Raw genomic sequence first — 18,287 nt, 5'->3', positions numbered from 1 at the left:
CCATGGACCGACCTTCGGATTCCCTGAAGTTCTTCGCCGATCAACTGGCGCGGCAGCTCTCGACCGACGACGGCGCGCGGCTGGCACAGCTGCTGCGGCTGCTGTCCACCGACCCTCCCGGCCCCGCACCGGCGCCGGGCGCGTCGGCCGGGCCACCGGACGTGCAGCGGGTCGGGATCTGGCAGCGCACCGGCGGCGACGAGCCGTTCGTCCGCGACCAGGAGCGGCGGCTGGAATGGCCCATGTGGGCCAACGCGGGTGAGATCCCGGCCAAGGCGGGCGGCCGGCGGGTGCTGCTCCTCGGCGAGTCGGTGGCCCGCGGTTTCCTGTACGACCCGGCCTACAATCCCGCCGGGGTGCTGGCGGCGCTGCTGGAGTCCCGGCTGGGGCCCGGCGAGGTCGAGGTCGTCGACCTGGCCCGTACCTCGCAGGGGCGGGAGATCAAGGACCTCGCTCTGGCCGCCGCCGTGCTGGAGCCCGACGCGGTGGTGCTCTTCTGCGGCAACAACTGGCGCTACGAGCTGCCGACCGAGCCGCTGGAGCGCGGAGTGCTGGCGGCGGCGGTGCGCGAGCGGGGCCCTGCCGGGTACCGGGAGCACGCGGAGGAGTTCGTCCGGCGGACCTCGGAGGAGATCGTCGACGAGGTCTCCGCGTTCTACGCGGAGCGCGGTGTGCCGGTGCTGTGGATAGCCCCGGAGTTCAACCTGGCCGACTGGCGCGACCCGGTGGCGAACGCCGCCCACCTGCCGGACGACGGCAACCCGCGGTGGGCGGCCCTGTACGGGACGGCCCGGGCCGCGCTGGCCGAGGGCCGCTTCGAGGAGGCGGCCGAGGCCGCCCGCCGGATGGTCGAACTCGATCAGGGCACCAACGCGGCCGGCCACTACGTCCTGGCGGACTGCGCCCGGGCCGCCGGCGACGAGGACGCGGCCCGGGCGGCGCTGGAGGCCGCCCGGGACGCCCAGATCTGGGACACCACCGTCGTCTACGCCCCGCGGAGCACCGCGCCGGTCCTCGCGGCCCTGCGCGAGGGCGCCGAGCGGCACGGCGGCCTGCTGGTCGACTCGCCGGAGCTGTTCCGCGAGCACCTCGGCGGCGGCATACCGGACCGGCGGCTCTTCATCGACTACTGCCACCTCAACGCGGAGGGCATCCGGGTGACCATGGCGGCCGCGGCCGCCGCGCTGCTGGGCGCGTTCAAGGAGACCGCGGTGAGCTGGCGGGAGCTGCTCGCCGAGGCACCCGGTCCGGAGGCCGGAGCGGAGGCGGAGACGCTCTTCCTGGCCGCCGTCCACAATGCGCACTGGTGGCAGGACGGGGAACTGGTCGAGCACTCGATCGAGCGCTCCGTCGGCCTTTCCGACCGGCTCGCGCCGCTCATGTCGGCCTATCTGGAGCTGCAGGCCCGGCGCACCCCGATGCTGATGTGCGAGTCCGCGGAGAGGCTGCTCAAGGCCGGTTCGCCGCAGATCCAGCGCTACCTCTTCGTGAATGTCCGCCAGTATCTCGATCCGCTCATCACGGGATCGATCGCCAACGTACTGGCGAAGTACGGCCAGGACGTCCGCCGGCAGGTCGAGAAGGTGTGGATCGACGAGCATTCGGTCGGACTCCGGAAGGCCGATCTGCTCGACCCCTCGTACAACTCGGCCGGCCGCCAGGCACTGGAGCTCCAGTGGTCGACCCCCGGTGCCCCGGCGTACGAGCGGAACTACTACAAGGCCTTCTCGGCGCGATCGGTGTTCTTCTTCGTGGGTGAGGCCGGCCGGCCGGTCGAGCTGGACGCCACCTGGCGGACACCGCACCCGGCCGGCGCCGGGGGGCAGGTGTCGGTCGAGGTGAACGGTCGGCCGGTCGCCACCGCGTCGGGCGGCGCCGGGTGGGAGCGCCACGGGATCTCGCTGCCCGGCGAGATCGTGTGCGACGGCCTCAACGAGGTCGTCCTGGCCTGGCCGTCACCGGCCTTCCCCGGTGACGCGGGGATCCGGAGGTTCTCCGCCGACGTCCTGGCGGGCCGGACGCCCGACCCGTACTGCTCCTTCGGTGACGTCCACACGTTCACCGCTGTCGCCGGGGGTGCCGGCGACAGCGACCGACCCGGGGCGGGCCGGTAACAACGCATTCCCCGAACGGCGGTGCCGAAATCATCGGCACCGCCGTTCTGCGTGTACGAGCGAAAAATGCCCGATGGCACACCAAGGGAATTGGGCGCGTCCTCCGGCCCGCTTCAGACAATCACGGTGCGGCCGATGGCCGCAAACGGTTGTCCACCATGCGGACGTGACGGCGAGACGCCCTCCGGGACTGCGGAAGATTCCTCTCCCGGCTGGCCGGAATGAGCCCCTCCGGATGGCCCGGAACGTGAGGATCCCGGCTGTGGAGCGGCACGCGGCACTCACAACCGGGCTCGCCGGGGCCTGACGAGACGGTGTAAAGCGGGCGTATCCGCGGCCGGAGATATGCCGGGGATGTGCGCTTCTGGGGGCGATCAAGGGCGTTTGGCGAGCTGCTCGGGACGGCTTCGATCGAGCCAGGCGCTTTCCTTGTGTACCCGTCATGTGTTGTCATCTGATGCCGCACGAACTGCGGTGAGCGCCGTCAGGTTGCCGGAACGGGGGGGTGTCATGCCGGGCAAAACCGACATTTGGTCCGTCAGGCGGAAGACCGGAGAAATCGTTCTGGGGGCGACGCTCTGTCATTCGGTGGCCATGCGCCGCGCATGAGCCACCTCCGGTGGTCAAAGGTTCCCCGAGAGCTCGGGGTCGATTCAAATATCTCCGCAGCAGGCCGTTGCGATGACCGAATCCCTCTGCGTGTCATTTCTGGCGGACGGTGGCTGCGAGCCGAATGGCCGATGCGGAATCCCATGTGATCTCCATGAAATCGGTGAGATCGGCGCATTCCGTCCGGGCCGGCCAGTGGTGTGGTCCGCCCGAGGGGGTGCGGTGACGATCTAGACCCATCCGTCCGGCCGATCCCAGCGAATCGGACGGCAATCTCTGGAGCGTGTTCAAAATCACTGCCAATCATGTGCAGAATGCACAGTTCAGTGTCCTGCTGCGAAATGCGCGAAAGCGCGTGGGGATGACCCAGCGGCAGCTTGCCGAAATCTCCACGATCAGTGTCCGGGCCATCCGCGACCTGGAGCTTGAACGCACGAGGACCCCGAGGATCCAGACCATCCGGCTGCTCGCCGACGCCCTGCGGCTGAGCAAGGCCCGCCGGGCCGAACTCGAGGCGGCGGCCGGCCCCTTCGTCGGCGAGCCGCTCATCGACGAGCTGATCGCACCGCCCGCCCCCCTGGGCCCGATCATCGGCCGCGGGCGCGAGACGGCCACGCTGACCGCCATGCTGGAGTCCTCCGGACACCGGCTGGTCAAGGTCGTGGGCATGCCCGGCGTCGGCAAGACCCGCCTGATCCACGAGGTCGCCAGCGTGCTGCACCAGAGCGGCCGGATGCCGGCCGTCTGCATCGAACTGAACGGCCCCGGGCCGGTCGGCGACGATCCGCGCGACCCCGCGAACACCCTGCTCGGCCGGATCGCCGATCTCCTGGGGTGTGAGCCCGCCCTCGACGACCTGGCCGCCGTCCTGGCCAAGAACGACATCCTGCTCACCGTCGACGGCCGGGACCTCGATCAGGACGACGAGCTGATGCTGCGTCTCATGCTGAGCCGCTGTCCGGGACTGCGAGTGCTGTACGAGACCTGCGAGACCTCGCCGACCGCCGGCGACCCGGTCTTCCCGGTCTTCCCGCTCGCCGTGCCGGAGTGGGCCCGCGGCGAGGCCCGCGACGCCGACCTCGCCGCGTACCCGGCGGTGGAGTTCATGCGATCGCGCTGCGCGCAGCTCTACCTGGAGACCGCCGCGGACATGGAGGTGACCGCCGCGATCGCCCGCATCTGCTGGCACCTGGACGGCGTTCCCGCAGTTCTGGAGGCCGCGGCCTCCTGGCTGCTCCTCTACGAGCCCGCCCAGCTCCTGGACCCCGCGGCCGGCCTGCCCGCGATGCTCACCAACGCCCTGGTCAACGCCGACGACTCGCTGACCGCCTGGCTCGCCCGCACGGTGGCCGCGCTGCCGGTGGAGGACACCGAGGGGCTGCGGCGTCTGGCCGACGCCGACCCGTGGACGGTGGACCAGGCCGTCGGCCTGCTCGGTGGCCCCGCCGCCGCGGCGTTGCGCGCCATCCACCTGCTGCGCACGCTCGGCCTGGTGCGCCGGATCGCCGGGGCGAGCGGCGAACCGCCCCGCTTCTCCGTGCTCAACCTGGTGCGCCACGCCCTCCCGCCCAGAACCGTCACGGTGCAGCGGCAGCTGACGTGCACCGTGCCTTAGGTCCTGCCCGGCCTCGAGCCGGAGCCCCGTCGGACCGGGCCGAGGCGGCGGAGCGGATATTGCCTCCGCTCTGCCGCCGATGGTGCCGATGGAGGCGTTCCGAGGCGACTTATTCTGACCGTCGACGGGTGTGTTCTCGCAGCTCGACGGCGGTGAACGAGCGTATCTACACGAGGTGGGGGTCGGCGTGGGCGACAGTGCTCGGCGAGCGCTCCGCGAGCTTCTGGCGGAGGTTCTGGGTGTGGCCACGGTGCGTGGGGAGGACTCCTTTCCCGGCCTCGGCGGTGACTCGCTGAAGGCCGTTCGGCTGGCCGGCCGGGCACGGGCCGAGCTCGGGGTGACGCTGAGCGTCCGGGACCTCTACGACGCCCCGGACGTCGACGCGCTGGCCGCCCTGGCGGTGCCGGCGGACACCGCCGCCCCCCGGGGAACCGCGCCGGACGGCGCCCGCCTTCCGCTCACCTCCGCCCAGCAGGGCCTGCGCTTCCTGGAACGGCTGGAGGGGCCCGGCGCGAGCTTCAACCTCCCCCTGGCGCTGCGCCTGCGCGGTCCGCTCGACCGGGAGGCGCTGCGGGCCGCGGTGGACGACGTGGCCGCGCGGCAGGAGGCGTTGCGCACGGTCCAGGGGGAGACCGGCGGTGTCAGCGGGCAGCGAGTGGTCGACGCCGGTGTGGCGTTCCAGGTCGAACGGGTCGCCGAGGAGGAGCTCGAGGCCCGGCTGGCCGCCCTGACGACGTACGGCTTCGATCTCGCCGCGGAGATCCCACTGCGGGTCTGGTTGCTCGAACTCGGCCCGGACGACCACCTGTTGCTCCTGCTGACCCACCGGATCGCCGTCGACGAGGCCTCACTCGGACTGCTCGCCCGCGACCTCGACACGGCCTACGCCGCCCGCTCCCGGGGCGGTGCGCCGGACTGGGCCGAACTGCCCGCCCGATTCACCGACTTCGCGCACCGCCAGAGCCGGTTCGCGGCCGCGGCCGGCTGCGCCGACCCGGCCGTGGCCGCGCGGTTGAAGGCCCGCGCGGAGCTGCTCGCGGGCATGCCCGACGAGCTGGCCCTGCCGTACGACCGGCCGCGCCCGGCCGTCGCCACGCACCGGGGTGAGGAGGTCGGCCTCCGGCTCGACGCGCAGACGCACCGGCGCCTGGCGGAGGTGGCCCGGGCGGCCCGGAGCAGCATGTTCATGGTGGTCCAGGCCGCCGTCGCGGTGCTCCTGAACCGGCTCGGCGCGGGCGAGGACATCCCCCTCGGCACCCGCGCCGAGGGCCGCACCGACGCCGACCTGCACGACGTGGTCGGGCCCTTCGCCAACCTGCTGGTGCTCCGTACCGACGTCTCCGGCGACCCGACCTTCGCCGAGCTGCTCGGCCGGGTGCGGGAGACCGGCCTGGACGCCTACGCCGACCTGGACATCCCCTTCGGACTGCTGGTGGGTGCCGTCAACCCGGCCCGCTCGCTCGCCCGGCACCCGCTCTTCCAGGTGCTGGTCACCGCGGGGACCGACCGGGCCCCCGCGTCCCTGGCCGGCGTCGACGCGCAGCCCCACGGGACGGCCCCGCACCCCGCCCGGCACGACCTCGCCTTCGCCTTCGCCGAGCGCTTCGGCGAGGACGGCGCGCCCGGCGGCATCGAGCTGACCCTCACCTACCGGACGGACCTCTTCGACCGGGCGACCGCCCGGACCGTCGGAGAACGGCTGCTGCGCGTGCTCGCCGCCGTGGCCGCCGACCCCACCGGAAAGGTCGGCGGGATCGACGTCCTCGACCCCGCCGAGCGTCATCGGCTCCTGGTGGAGTGGAACCGCAACAGCCCGCCGTTCGAGGTGCCGCGCAGGACCCTGCCGGACCTGCTGGAGGCCCAGGCCGGGCGGACCCCCGACCTGCCGGCCGTGCAGATGGGCGACACGGTGCTCACCTACGCCCAGCTCAACGCCCGGGCCAATCAGCTCGCCCGGTACCTGGTCGGCCACGGCGTCGGGCCCGAGTCGGTGGTGGCGCTGATGATGGAGCGCTCGGTCGACGTGATCGTGGCCCTGTGGGCGACGCTCAAGGCGGGCGGTGCCTACCTGCCGGTCGACCCGAGCTACCCGGCCGACCGCATCGCGTTCATGCAGAGCGACGCCGCCCCGGTGCTCACGCTCACCGAACCGGTCGACGCCGGACACCTGCCGGCGACCGACCTCACCGACGCCGACCGCCTGGCGCCGCTGCGGCCCGAGCACCCCGTCTACGTCATCTACACCTCGGGCTCCACCGGCCGGCCGAAGGCGGTGGTCATGCCGGGCGCCTCCCTGGTGAGCCTGCTGACCTGGTACGAGACCACGCTCACGCCCGGGCGGATGGCCCAGTTCTCCTCGCTCAGCTTCGACACCTCCGCCTTCGAGGTGCTGTTCGCCACCACCAGCGGCGGCGCCCTGGTGGTGCCGCCGGAGGAGGTCCGGCGCGATGTCGACCTCTTCGCGCGGTGGCTGGCCGACCACGACGTCCACGACATGAATCTGCCGAACCTGGTGCTCGACGCGCTGTGCGAGTCCGCCGAGCGGACCGGCGTCCGGCTGCCCGAACTGCGGATGATCGCCCAGGGTGGCGAGGCGTTGACCCTCTCGCCCCGGCTCAAGGCCTTCTTCGAGCCCGAGCGGCGCCGGCTCGACAACTACTACGGTCCGACCGAGACCCATCTCGCGATCGCCCACTCCTTCCCCGCCAGGGGCGCGGACTGGCCGGCGGAGGCGCTGCTCGGCCGGCCGATCGGCAACATGCGGGGGTACGTGCTGGACGGCCGGCTGCAGCCGGTGCCCGCCGGCGTGGTCGGCGAGCTGTACCTGGCGGGCGAGCAGTTGTCCCGCGGATACCTGAACCGTCCGTCCGCGACCGCCGCGCGCTTCGTCGCCAATCCCTTCGACGGGCCGGGCAGCCGGATGTACCGCACCGGTGACCTGGTGCGCTGGACCGGGGACGGCCACCTGGTGTTCCTCGGGCGGGTCGACCACCAGGTGAAGATCCGTGGCTTCCGGATCGAACTCGGCGAGATCGAGACGGTGCTGCGCAGCCATCCGGCCGTCGCGCAGGTGGCCGTCCTGGCGGTGGAGGACCGCCCGGGCGCCAAGCGTCTGGTCGCGTACGTCGTGTCGGAGTCCGGCCCGGTGGACCAGGCCGCGCTGCGCGCGCACGTGGCCGAGGCGCTGCCCGACTACATGGTGCCGTGGGCCTTCGTCCAGCTCGACAGGATGCCGCTCAATCCCAACCGGAAGCTGGACCGCGGGGCCCTGCCGAAGCCCGGCCGCGCGGCCGCCGGCCGGGCGCCCCGCACCCCGGTGGAGCGGGCGCTCTGCGGGATCTTCGCCCAGGTGCTGGCGGTGCCCGAGGTCGGCATCGACGACAGCTACTTCGACCTGGGCGGCACCTCACTGCGCGCCGGCGAGGTGACCGCGCTGATCCGGGCCGAGCTGGGGGCCGAGCCGCCGCTGCGGGTGCTGTTCGAACGGCCGACCCCGGCGGGTCTCGCCGAGCACCTCGCCCCCGGCGCCGGGCACCCCGCTCCCGGAGCCGCCGACCTGGCCGATCACGGGTCGGCCGATCACGGGTCGGCCGATCGTGGGACGGCCGCCCGGGTGGTGGCCGGCTCCGCGTCGGCCTTCTCCGGCGGCTCGCCGGGGGGACCGGCACGAAGGCGCCCCGTCCCGCCCCGTCCCGAAATGCGGACAGCCGTCCTCGGGGAGATATTCTCGGAGCTCCTGGAATGCGGCCCGGTTTCCGGCGAGGACAACTTCTTCGCGCTGGGCGGCCATTCCCTGCTCGCCACCCGGCTGGCCAATCGGATCAGGGACGAGTTCGGCGTCGAGGTGTCGCTGAAGTCCCTGTTCGACAGCCCCACGCCGGAGGGAATAGCGGCGCTGCTCGACGGAGGGCGGGCGGCGCGGCCCGCCCTGAGGGCCCGGCCGCGGTAGCCGGGCGCCCTGTCGGCACGGCCTGACTGGGCGTCAGATGAGCGTGGGCGGGAAGCATTTCATTCCGTTCCGCCGAGGGGATCCGATATAGTTGGGGCCGGAGTCGAGAGGCGCTGCAACGGGAAATCCTCCCGCCACGCTCGACTTGAAATCACTCGACCAAGGGCGCCTCCGGTGATTTCGTACGGAGGTTGTCGAAATGAGTGATTCTCGTACCCGACGCGACGCGACCGCGACGCTGAGGCGGCTGATGAGTGAACGGATCCTGGTTCTCGACGGCGCCTGGGGCACCCTGCTGCAGGCCATCAAGCTGGGTCCGGCCGACTACCGGGGCGAGGTGATCGACGGGGCCCACCCGTACGACGTGACGGGTGACCCGGACCTCCTCAACCTGACCCGGCCCGATCTGGTCCTGGACGTGCACCGGCGCTACCTCGCGGCCGGGGCGGACATCATCACCACCAACACCTTCACCGCGACCAGCCTCGGCCAGGCCGACTACGGCCTGGAGCACCTGGTCCGGGAGATGAACCTGAGCGGGGCGCGGCTCGCCCGGCAGGCGGCCGACGAGGCCGGGGGCAAGTTCGTCGCGGGCTCGGTCGGCCCGCTGAACGTCACGCTCTCGCTCTCCCCGAAGGTCGACGACCCGGCGTACCGGGCGGTCACCTTCGAGCAGGTCAAGGCGGCGTACGCGGAGCAGATGGCGGCGCTGGCCGAGGGCGGGGTCGACCTGCTGCAGATCGAGACGATCTTCGACACGCTCAACGCCAAGGCGGCGATCGCGGCCGCCCGCGAGGTCGCGCCCGAGCTGCCGCTGTGGCTCTCGGTCACCATCGTCGACCTCAGCGGCCGCACCCTGTCGGGGCAGACGGTCGAGGCGTTCTGGCGGTCGGTCGAGCGGGCCGAGCCGCTGATCGTCGGCGTGAACTGCGCGCTCGGCGCCGCCGAGGTGCGCCCGTACGTCGCCGAGCTGGCCCGGCTGTCCGGCGCCCACGTGGCCTCCCACCCGAACGCCGGCCTGCCCAACGCCTTCGGCGGCTACGACCAGACGCCGGAGGAGACCGGCCGGCTGATCGGCGAGTTCGCTCAGGCGGGTCTGGTCAACATCGTCGGCGGCTGCTGCGGCACGTCGCCCGACCACATCGAGCAGATCGCCGCCGCCGTGGCCGGGGTGACGCCGCGTGTCGTCGCCGAGCCGCCCGCCGCGACCCGGTTCAGCGGGCTGGAGCCGTTCGAGATCGGCCCGGACACCGGCTTCGTCATGATCGGTGAGCGCACCAACGTCACCGGCTCGGCGAAGTTCCGGCGGCTGATCGAGGCGGACGACTACCAGGCCGCGGTCGACGTCGCTCTCGAACAGGTCCGCGGCGGCGCCAACCTCCTCGACGTCAACATGGACGCCGACCTGCTCGACAGCGAGCGGGCGATGACCACCTTCCTCAATCTGGTGGCGACCGAGCCGGAGGTGGCCCGGATCCCGATCATGATCGACAGCTCCCGGTGGAGCGTGATCGAGGCGGGTCTGGCCTGCGTGCAGGGCAAGGGGGTGGTCAACTCGATCAGCCTCAAGGAGGGCGAGGAGCCCTTCCTCGCCCAGGCCCGGCGGATCCGCGACTTCGGGCTCGGCGTCGTCGTGATGGCCTTCGACGAGCTGGGCCAGGCCGACACCACCGAGCGTAAGGTGGACATCTGCGGCCGGGCGTACGACCTGCTGGTCGACAAGGCGGGCTTCGCGCCCGAGGACATCATCTTCGATCCGAACGTCCTCGCCGTCGCCACAGGCATCGCCGAGCACAACGGCTACGCCAAGGCGTTCATCGACGCCCTGCCGCTGATCAAGCGGCGTTGCCCGGGCGCGCGCACCAGCGGCGGAATCTCGAACCTGTCCTTCTCGTTCCGCGGCAACGACGTGGTGCGCGAGGCCATGCACTCGGCCTTCCTGTTCCACGCGGTGCGCGCCGGCCTGGACATGGGCATCGTCAACGCCGGACAGCTCGCGGTCTACCAGGACATCCCCGCCGAGCTGCTGGAACTCGTCGAGGACGTGCTGTTCGACCGCCGCACCGACGCGACCGACCGGCTGGTCACCTTCGCCTCCACCGTCACCGGCAGCGGCACCAAGCGGACCGTCGACCTCTCCTGGCGCGAGGGCACCGTCCAGGAGCGCCTCTCGTACGCCCTGGTCCACGGTGTCGTCGATTTCGTCGAGAAGGACACCGAGGAGGCCCGGCAGGTCCTCGGCCGCCCGCTCGAGGTGATCGAGGGGCCGCTGATGGACGGCATGAAGATCGTCGGAGACCTGTTCGGCTCGGGGAAGATGTTCCTGCCGCAGGTGGTCAAGAGCGCCCGCGTGATGAAGCGCTCGGTCGCCTACCTGGAGCCCTACATGGAGGACGAGAAGACCTCCGGGCGCGGTCAGGGCAAGGTGGTGCTGGCGACCGTCAAGGGCGATGTCCACGACATCGGCAAGAACATCGTCGGCGTCGTGCTCGGCTGCAACAACTACGAGGTCATCGACCTCGGTGTGATGGTGCCCGCCGCGAAGATCCTGGACACCGCGATCGCCGAGGGCGCCGACGCGATCGGCCTGTCCGGCCTGATCACGCCCTCGCTGGACGAGATGGTCTCCGTCGCCGAGGAGATGAGCCGGCGGGGCATCGAGCTTCCGCTGCTGATCGGCGGCGCGACCACCTCCAGGCAGCACACGGCGGTGCGGATCGCGCCGGTGTACGAAGGCCCCTCCGTGCACGTCCTCGACGCCTCCCGGGTCGTCGGCGTGGTCTCCGACCTGCTCGACCCCGAGCGGGCGGCCGAGCTGGACACCGCCAACCGCGCCGAGCAGGAGCGCCTGCGCGAGCAGCACGAGACCCGGCACCGCGTCGCCCAGCTCACCCTCGCGCAGGCCCGCGCCAACAGTGAGCGGATGGACTTCACCGACCTGCCGACGCCCGCGTTCACCGGCGTGCGCACCGTGACGCCGGAGATCGGCGAGCTCCGCAAGCTGATCGACTGGCAGTTCCTGTTCCTCGCCTGGGAGCTCAAGGGCAAGTTCCCGGCGATCCTCGACCAGCCGGTCGCGCGTGAGCTGTACGACGACGCCATCGCCATGCTCGACCGGATCATCGCCGACGGTGCCTTCCAGGCACGCGGCGTCTACGGCTTCTGGCCCGCCCACTCCGAGGGCGACGACATCGTGGTCGACGGCGTCCGGCTCCCGATGCTGCGCCAGCAGACCGCCAAGCCCGCCGGCCGGGCCAACCGCTGCCTGTCCGACTACGTGGCCCCGTCCGGTGACCACCTCGGCGGATTCGCGGTCGCCATCCACGGCGCCGAGACGCTGGCCGCCCGGTACGAGGCCGAGCGTGACGACTACCGGGCGATCATGGTCAAGGCGCTCGCCGACCGGCTGGCCGAGGCGTTCGCCGAGTACATCCACCTGCAGGCGCGCCGGGAGTGGTTCGAGCCGGACGCCGACCCACTGCTCGAGGACCTCCACGCCGAGCGGTTCCGGGGCATCCGCCCCGCGCTCGGCTACCCGGCCAGCCCGGACCACTCCGAGAAGCGCGAGCTGTTCGAGCTGCTCGACGCCGGCTCCCAGGAGATCGGCCTGACCGAGTCGTTCGCGATGACGCCGGCCGCCAGCGTCAGCGGTCTGATCTTCGCGCACCCGGGGTCGCGCTACTTCAGCGTCGGCCGGATCGGCCGCGACCAGCTGGAGGACTACGCCGTCCGGCGCGGCTGCGAGCTCGCCGAGGCCGAGCGCTGGCTGCGGCCCAACCTGAGCTGACGGCGGCTCGGAAACGCCGCGGCGGCCGGATCCCGGGTGTCCGGGATCCGGCCGCCGTCGTCTGCGGGGCTCAAGCCTCCTTGCAGATCACGCCGAGCGCGGAGAGCCGGATGCCGGGGGTGGCGACCACCGACTCCAGCAGGCGGCCGAACTCGCCGACCGCCCGCGTGACGGTCGCCCGGTCGTAGAGCGCCGTCGGGTACTCCACGGTGCCGAGGACGCCGGCGGGGGAGCCCTCCTCGTCGAGCGTCTCCGTCAGGGTGAGATCGAGATCGAGCTTGGCGGAGACGCCGCGCATCGGGAAGGCCTCGACGGCCAGCCCCTGCGGTCCGAAGGCGAGCGAGGTGTGGTGCTCCATGGTGAAGCCCACCTGGAACAGGGGGTTGCGACCGGTGGCACGCGGCGGGTTGACCGCCTGCACGACCTTGTCGAACGGCACGTCCTGGTGGGCGAGCGCGGCGAGGTCCGCGGCGCCCACCCGCGCGAGGAACTCACGGAAGGCGACGTCCACCGAGAGGTCGGCCCGCAGGACCACCGTGTTGATGAGGAAACCGACCAGCTCGTCGAACTCGGCGTGGGTCCGCCCGGCCACCGAGGTGCCGATCGGGATGTCGTTGCCGGCGCCGAGCCGGGCCAGCAGCACCGCGAAGCTCGCGTGCAGGGCCATGAACAGGGTCGTGCCGGTCTCCCGGGAGAGCCGCAGCAGCGCGGCGTGCAGCTCCGGAGCGATCGAGACCGCGACGGTGTCGCTGGACGGGTCGGCCATCGCGGACCTCGGACGGTCGGGCGCAAGCGTCGCCTCCGCGGGCAGGCCGGCCAGCGTCGCCCGCCAGAAGGCGAGCTGACGGTACGTCTCGGACTGCTCGTCCGTCTCGTCGCCGAGCAGCTCGTGCTGCCAGAGGGTGTAGTCCGGGTACTGCAGGGCGAGTTCGGGCCACTGCGGTCCGGCGTTCCGCAGCCGCGCGGTGTAGGCGGTCGTCAGGTCGGCGAGCAGGGGGCCGGTCGACCAGCCGTCGCAGACGGTGTGGTGCATGAGGAGCAGGAGCACGTGCTCGCCGGGGGTGCGGGTGAAGAGGTGGGCGCGGACCAGTGGCCCCCGGGCGAGGTCGAAGACGTGGGAGAACTGCTCGGCGACGAGGCCGGCGAGGTCGGCCTCGGTGGTGTAGCCGGCCCGGTGGAGGTGGAGGTGTGCCTCGGTGGGTGAGAGGACGTGCTGGTGGGGCTCCCCGTCGGTGTCGTGGAACTCGGTGCGGAGGGCCTCGTGGCGGGCGATCAGGTCGTTGAGCGCGTGGTGGAGCGCGGTGGCGTCGAGGTCGCCGCGCAGGCGCAGCGCGATGGGGACGTTGTAGGAGGCGCTGGGCCCCTGGATCTGGTCGGTCATCCACAGGCGGAGCTGGGCGGGCGAGAGCGGTAGCGGGGAGGGGCGGGGGTCGATCCGGCGGGGGGTGACGCGGGGGCGGGCGGCGGACTGCCGGATGTGGGCGTCGAGCTTGGCGACGGTGGAGGCCCGGAAGACGGTGGCGAGGTCGAGTTCGGTGTCGAAGACGGTGCGGACGCGGCTGGCGACGCGGACGGCGAGGAGGGACTGACCGCCGAGGTCGAAGAAGTCGTCGTGGAGGTTGACGCTGTCGCGGCCGAGGAGGTCGGCGAATATGCCGCAGAGGATCTCCTGGGCGGGGGTGCGGGGCCGGCCGGCCTCGGTGGTGCCCGCGGTGCCGGCGGCGGCCTCGCCGACGGGGGCGTCCCGGTCGGCGGCGGCCGGGGGCGGCGGGAGTTCGAGGTGACCGTCGGGCCGGCGGCGGGCGCGCTGGCCGGTGGGGAGGGTACCGGTGACGCCGAGGGGGGCGGGCCGGCCGGCGCGGTCGAGGACGGCGAGGGGGGTGGCCACGGTGGGGCGCAGGTGGGGGTGGGCCCGGTGGAGGGCGGCGAGGGTTTCGGGGGCGGGGACGTCCCCGGTGAGGTGGAGCCGGGTGAGGGAGGGGTCGGTGGCGAGCAGGGCGGCGAGCTCGCCGGTGTCGACCGTGGGGGCGTCCGGCGGTGTGGCGGGGGTGCGGCCGAGGAGGTCGGCCTCGCCGGGCACCAGGATGTCGGCGTGGGAGACGGGTGCGTCGGGCGTGGTGGAGAGGGCGTCGAGGACGAGGGTGAAGCGTCGGGCGAGGAGTGCGGCGGAGTCGTGGTCGAACAGGTCGGTGGCGTAGTTGACGTGGCCGCGGATTCCGGTGGGGGTGCCGTCACGGTCGAAGGTCTCCGCCAGGTCGAGGTAGAGGTCGAACTTGGCGGAATGGCGCTCGACGGATTCGGCGGTCTGCATGCGGACGTCCAGACCGGGGAAGTCGGGCACGGCGGTGTCGTGGTTCTGGAGTTCCAGCATGGTCTGGAAGAGCGGGTGCCGGCCGGGGCGGCGCTGTGGTGCGGCGGCGTGGACGACCGCTTCGAACGGCGCGTCCTGGTGGTCGAAGGCGCTCAGGTCGAAGCCACGGACACGGTCGATGAGTTGGAGCCAGGTCGGGTCGCCGGAGAGATCGGTGCGCAGCGCGACGGTGTTGACGAAGAAACCGACGAGGTCGGTGAGGGCTTCGTCGGAGCGGCCGGCGGTGCCGGTGCCGATCGGGATGTCGTCGCCGCCGCCGAGGCGGTGCAGGAGGGCGGCGAGGGCGGCGTGCAGGACCATGAAGAGGCTTGCGCCGCTCTCCTGGGCGATCTGCCGTAGCCGGGCGTGGAGTTCACCGCCGGTGGAGACTGCGGCGCCCCCGCCCCGGTGGGTGGCGACGGCCGGGCGGTGCCGGTCGGTGGGCAGGGCGATCTCGTCCGGCATGCCGGCGAGGGCGGTGCGCCAGAAGCCGAGTTGCTCGGCCAGCAGTGACGTGGGGTCGTCGACCGACCCGAGGACCTCGCGCTGCCAGGCGGCGAAGTCCGCGAACTGCACCGGCAGCGGCGGGGAGGTGGGCGGGGTGCCGGCGAGCCGCGCGGAGTAGGCGTGGGCGAGGTCGCGCATCAGCGGCCGCACCGACCAGCCGTCCACCACGATGTGGTGGAAGACCAGTTGGAGGACGAAATCCTCCGGCGCGGTGCGCAGCAGCCGGGCGTGCACGGGGGCCTGGCGGGTGAGGTCGAACAGGTGCCGGCCGCCGGCTTCGAGCAGGTCCGGCAGGTCGTCCCGCGTCGCGTCGACGAGGTGCAGCACGCCGCCGGCCGGGGGCGCGGCGATCTGCTGGACGGGCGTGCCGTCCACGTCTGGGAAGCTCGTGCGCAGCACCTCGTGCCGGGCCAGCACGTCCCCGACGGCCGCGTCCAGCGCGGCGACGTCGAGCGGGCCCGAGATCGCGGCCTGGACGACGATGTTGTACGTCCAGCCGGTCCGCTCGAACCGGTCGAGCAGCCACAGCCGGTGCTGGCCGAACGACACAGGGATCACGAAATCTCCTCCAGGGGTATCGAGGGCCGCCACCACACGCCGCAATGGTCAACATCCGAACGCTAGACGCCGGGCCCCGCCCGCACCGGCACCCCGACCGGCAGAACCCAGGCACCTGGGCCGGCCCGCGGAACCGCCGGGGGAATCTGCCGCCCGGCCGCCTCCGGCGCTGCCGATCCCGGGCTTCCCGATCTCCTACGGTCGTGATTCGTCGTACGCGGCGGTTTTCGGCAGAACGGCAATCCCGAGGTGGGTCAGTGAGCGCTCTATTCGATGATGTGGACGGCGAGTTCCTCGTCCTGGTGAACGGTGAGCGGCAGCACTCGCTGTGGCCCGCGGCCCTGGACGTCCCGGGGGGCTGGGCTCGCGTGCACGGCGGGGACAGCCGGCAGAACTGCCTCGACTACATCGACCGGCACTGGACGGACATGCGCCCGGCGTCCCTGGTCGCCGCCGTCGAGGGCACCGCACGGGCGACCGCCCCGGGCGGTAGCCCGTCGTGACCGGCGCGCAGACGGTCCTCGCGCTGGAGTTCCGCGGTGCCGGCGACACGGCCGACTTCGGGTTCCTCGCCCGCGAGGGAGTGGCCGGGCTGGTCCGCGTCGACCCGCTGGTGCACCACGTCGACCGGCCGCTGACGCTCTCCGAGCAGGCCGCCCTCGTCGCCGCCCGGCTTCCGGACCGGCCCGCCCTGGTGCTCGCCTACTGCGGCACGGCCGCCCTCGCGTTGCACGTCTCGGCGCTCACCGGCACGCCGGCGCTGCTGGTGGACCCGTATCCGGTGACCGTCGAGGACATGGTCCAGGACTTCCGCAGGCTGTGCGCGGCGACCGGCATCGACCCGGACACCGCGGCGGAGCCTGCCACCGGCCCGGACGTGGCCCGGTGGGAGAGGGCGCTGTCGGCCGGGCGGGACGCCATGGCGGACGTGCACGGCGGCGACGAGGAGGCGTACGAGATGGTCGACGACCTGCTCGACCGCTACCGCGCCTGGCTGCGCTTCCTCCAGGCGAGCAGGGCCGCCGAGCCGGTGGCACCCGCTGCGCCGGTCGTCGGTGTGACGGCCCGCCCGGATCCGCGGCTGGACCTCCTGGTCGCCGACCCGGCCGCCGTCGAACTCCACCGCGTCGACGTCCCCGCCGGGCTGCTCGACTCCCCGGAGGTCCGGGCCCGGCTCACCGCCGCCATCCACCGGTACGCGCCGACCGCCGCAGCCGCACAAGGGAACAGTTGAGTTGATGGAGCAAGTCACCGGACCCGGCACGCTGCACGAGCTGATCGAGGCGCGCGCCGAGCGGGCCCCCGACGCGGTCGCGGTCGTCGCCGGCGGCGAGTCGATCACGTACGCGCAGCTCGTCGCCCGCGCCCGCCGGCTCGCCCGCTGCCTCGTGCGGGCGGGCGCCGAGCCCGACACCTTCGTCGGAGTGGCCGTCGACCGTTCGGTCGAGGCCGTGGTGGCCGTGGTGGGCACGCTCTTCTCCGGCGCCGCCTACATCCCGATCGCCACCGACCTGCCCGGGGACCGGATCCGCCTGATCGCCTCCGAGGCGCGGCTGCGGCTGGTGACCGGCGTGGACGCCGAGGTCGCCGCGGCGGCCGGCGCCGAGTTCCGGCCCGTGGACGCCCCGGAGGACGACGGCGACGACGGCGAGCTGCCCGTCGTCCACCCCGACCAGGCGGCGTACGCGATCTTCACCTCCGGCTCGACCGGCCTCCCCAAGGGCGTGGTGATCTCCCACCGGTCGGTGGTGGGCTCGACCCTGGCCCGGTTCGGCAGCTACCCCGAGCCGTCCGTCTACGCCGTCCTCGCGCCGCTCACCATCGACGCCGCCGTCGCGGGCCTCTACTTCACGCTCGCCGCCGGCGGCCGGGTGCTGCTCCCGGGGGAGGAGGAGATCCGCGACCCGCAGCTCCTCGCGGACCTGCTCGGGACCCACGAGGTCAGCCATCTGGACGGACTCCCCTCGCAGTACGCGGCGCTGCTGCGCTTCCACCCGGAGGCCGCGGAAGGGCTGCGCTGCGTCATCCTCGGCGGCGAGGCCCTGCCGTACCCGCTGGCCCGGGAGCACCTGGCCGCGGTCCCGGGGGCGGAGCTGCACAACGAGTACGGCCCGACCGAGTCCACCGTCTGGGCCACCACCCACCGCTGCACCGACACCGACACCGGGCCGCACGTACCGATCGGCACCGGCGTCCCGGGCATCCGCGCGGAGGTGCTGACCGATGCGCTGAAGCCCGCCGCGCCCGGCGAGGTCGGCGAGATCTGGCTCTCCGGCCCGCACCTCGCACGCGGCTACCTGGCCCGGGCGCGACAGACGGCGGAGCGCTTCGTCGCCCACCCCGACCCGGGCTTCCCCGGCGAGCGGATGTACCGCACCGGCGACCTCGGGCACCTCGACGAGGCCGGCGAGATCGTCTACCACGGCCGCTCGGACCACCAGGTGAAGGTCCGGGGCTTCCGGGTCGAGCTGAGCGAGGTCGAGGCGCGGCTGCTGGAGCACCCCGAGGTCCTGGACGTGGCCGTGGTGCCGCACACGGGCATCACCGGCGTCCGGCTGGTCGCCGTGACCGTGCTCGCCCCCGGCTCGGAGCCGGGCGCCCGGGCGCTGTCCGCGTTCGCCGCCGGCCGGCTGCCCGCCTACATGGTGCCCACGGTCTGGCGCCGGGTCGACGTCCTGCCGGTCGCGGTGAGCGGCAAGGTCGACCGGCAGGGGCTGCAGGCGGACGCCCTCGGCGTGGGCCCCGCGCTGCCCGCGTGACCCGCGGCGCGACCCGACCAACCCGGGGCGCCGCACCGG

General features: G+C 72.9%; 8 protein-coding genes. 7 read left to right on the top strand and 1 reads right to left on the bottom strand.

The features are described 5' to 3' along the window. The first annotated feature begins 2 nt into the window (after window positions 1–2). The 4 genes from OG286_RS07165 (at window position 3) to metH (ending at window position 12,074) form a co-directional block, all read left to right on the top strand. Window positions 3–2,114 carry a hypothetical protein gene (locus OG286_RS07165; RefSeq protein ID WP_405364899.1) on the top strand — a complete coding sequence of 704 codons (2,112 nt, stop codon included), beginning with the start codon at window positions 3–5 and terminating at the stop codon, window positions 2,112–2,114. Between the two features lie 892 nt (window positions 2,115–3,006). Then, window positions 3,007–4,338, top strand: coding sequence for a helix-turn-helix domain-containing protein (locus OG286_RS07160; protein WP_396322534.1), 1,332 nt, complete (start codon window positions 3,007–3,009; stop codon window positions 4,336–4,338). Window positions 4,339–4,468: 130 nt separating this feature from the next. Beyond that, window positions 4,469–8,287 (top strand): amino acid adenylation domain-containing protein, encoded by a 3,819-nt coding sequence (locus OG286_RS07155; protein ID WP_405364897.1) that lies wholly within the window; start codon window positions 4,469–4,471, stop codon window positions 8,285–8,287. A gap of 199 nt (window positions 8,288–8,486) precedes the next feature. After that, window positions 8,487–12,074 (top strand): methionine synthase, encoded by a 3,588-nt coding sequence (gene metH, locus OG286_RS07150; protein WP_396322532.1) that lies wholly within the window; start codon window positions 8,487–8,489, stop codon window positions 12,072–12,074. A gap of 70 nt (window positions 12,075–12,144) precedes the next feature. On the opposite strand, the gene OG286_RS07145 is transcribed toward metH, so the two are convergent. Further along, complete coding sequence (locus OG286_RS07145; RefSeq protein ID WP_405364895.1) at window positions 12,145–15,489, bottom strand: condensation domain-containing protein; 3,345 nt, start codon at window positions 15,487–15,489, stop codon at window positions 12,145–12,147. Window positions 15,490–15,746: 257 nt separating this feature from the next. Between OG286_RS07145 and OG286_RS07140 the strand changes: the two genes are divergently transcribed. The 3 genes from OG286_RS07140 to OG286_RS07130 are packed head-to-tail and all read left to right on the top strand — an operon-like array spanning window position 15,747 to window position 18,248. After that, window positions 15,747–15,992: an MbtH family protein gene (locus tag OG286_RS07140; protein WP_396322530.1), complete on the top strand. Its 246-nt coding sequence runs from the start codon at window positions 15,747–15,749 to the stop codon at window positions 15,990–15,992. After that, on the top strand, window positions 15,989–16,723 hold the full coding sequence (locus OG286_RS07135) for a hypothetical protein (RefSeq protein ID WP_396322529.1): 735 nt from the start codon (window positions 15,989–15,991) through the stop codon (window positions 16,721–16,723). The genes OG286_RS07140 and OG286_RS07135 overlap by 4 nt, the downstream gene beginning before the upstream one ends. Before the next feature lie 4 nt (window positions 16,724–16,727). Next, complete coding sequence (locus OG286_RS07130; protein WP_396322528.1) at window positions 16,728–18,248, top strand: amino acid adenylation domain-containing protein; 1,521 nt, start codon at window positions 16,728–16,730, stop codon at window positions 18,246–18,248. The last annotated feature ends 39 nt before the right edge of the window (window positions 18,249–18,287 follow it).

This window comes from Kitasatospora sp. NBC_00039 (assembly GCF_045160625.1).
GTDB lineage: Bacteria > Actinomycetota > Actinomycetes > Streptomycetales > Streptomycetaceae > Kitasatospora.
This window is presented reverse-complemented; position numbering and strand designations above follow the sequence as displayed.

Bases quoted from the DNA above. Each gene is read 5' to 3' on its own strand.
- OG286_RS07165 (WP_405364899.1), top strand. From the start codon at position 3: ATGGACCGACCTTCGGATTCCCTGAAGTTCTTCGCCGATCAACTGGCG.
- metH (WP_396322532.1), top strand. From the start codon at position 8,487: ATGAGTGATTCTCGTACCCGACGCGACGCGACCGCGACGCTGAGGCGG.
- OG286_RS07130 (WP_396322528.1), top strand. From the start codon at position 16,728: ATGGAGCAAGTCACCGGACCCGGCACGCTGCACGAGCTGATCGAGGCG.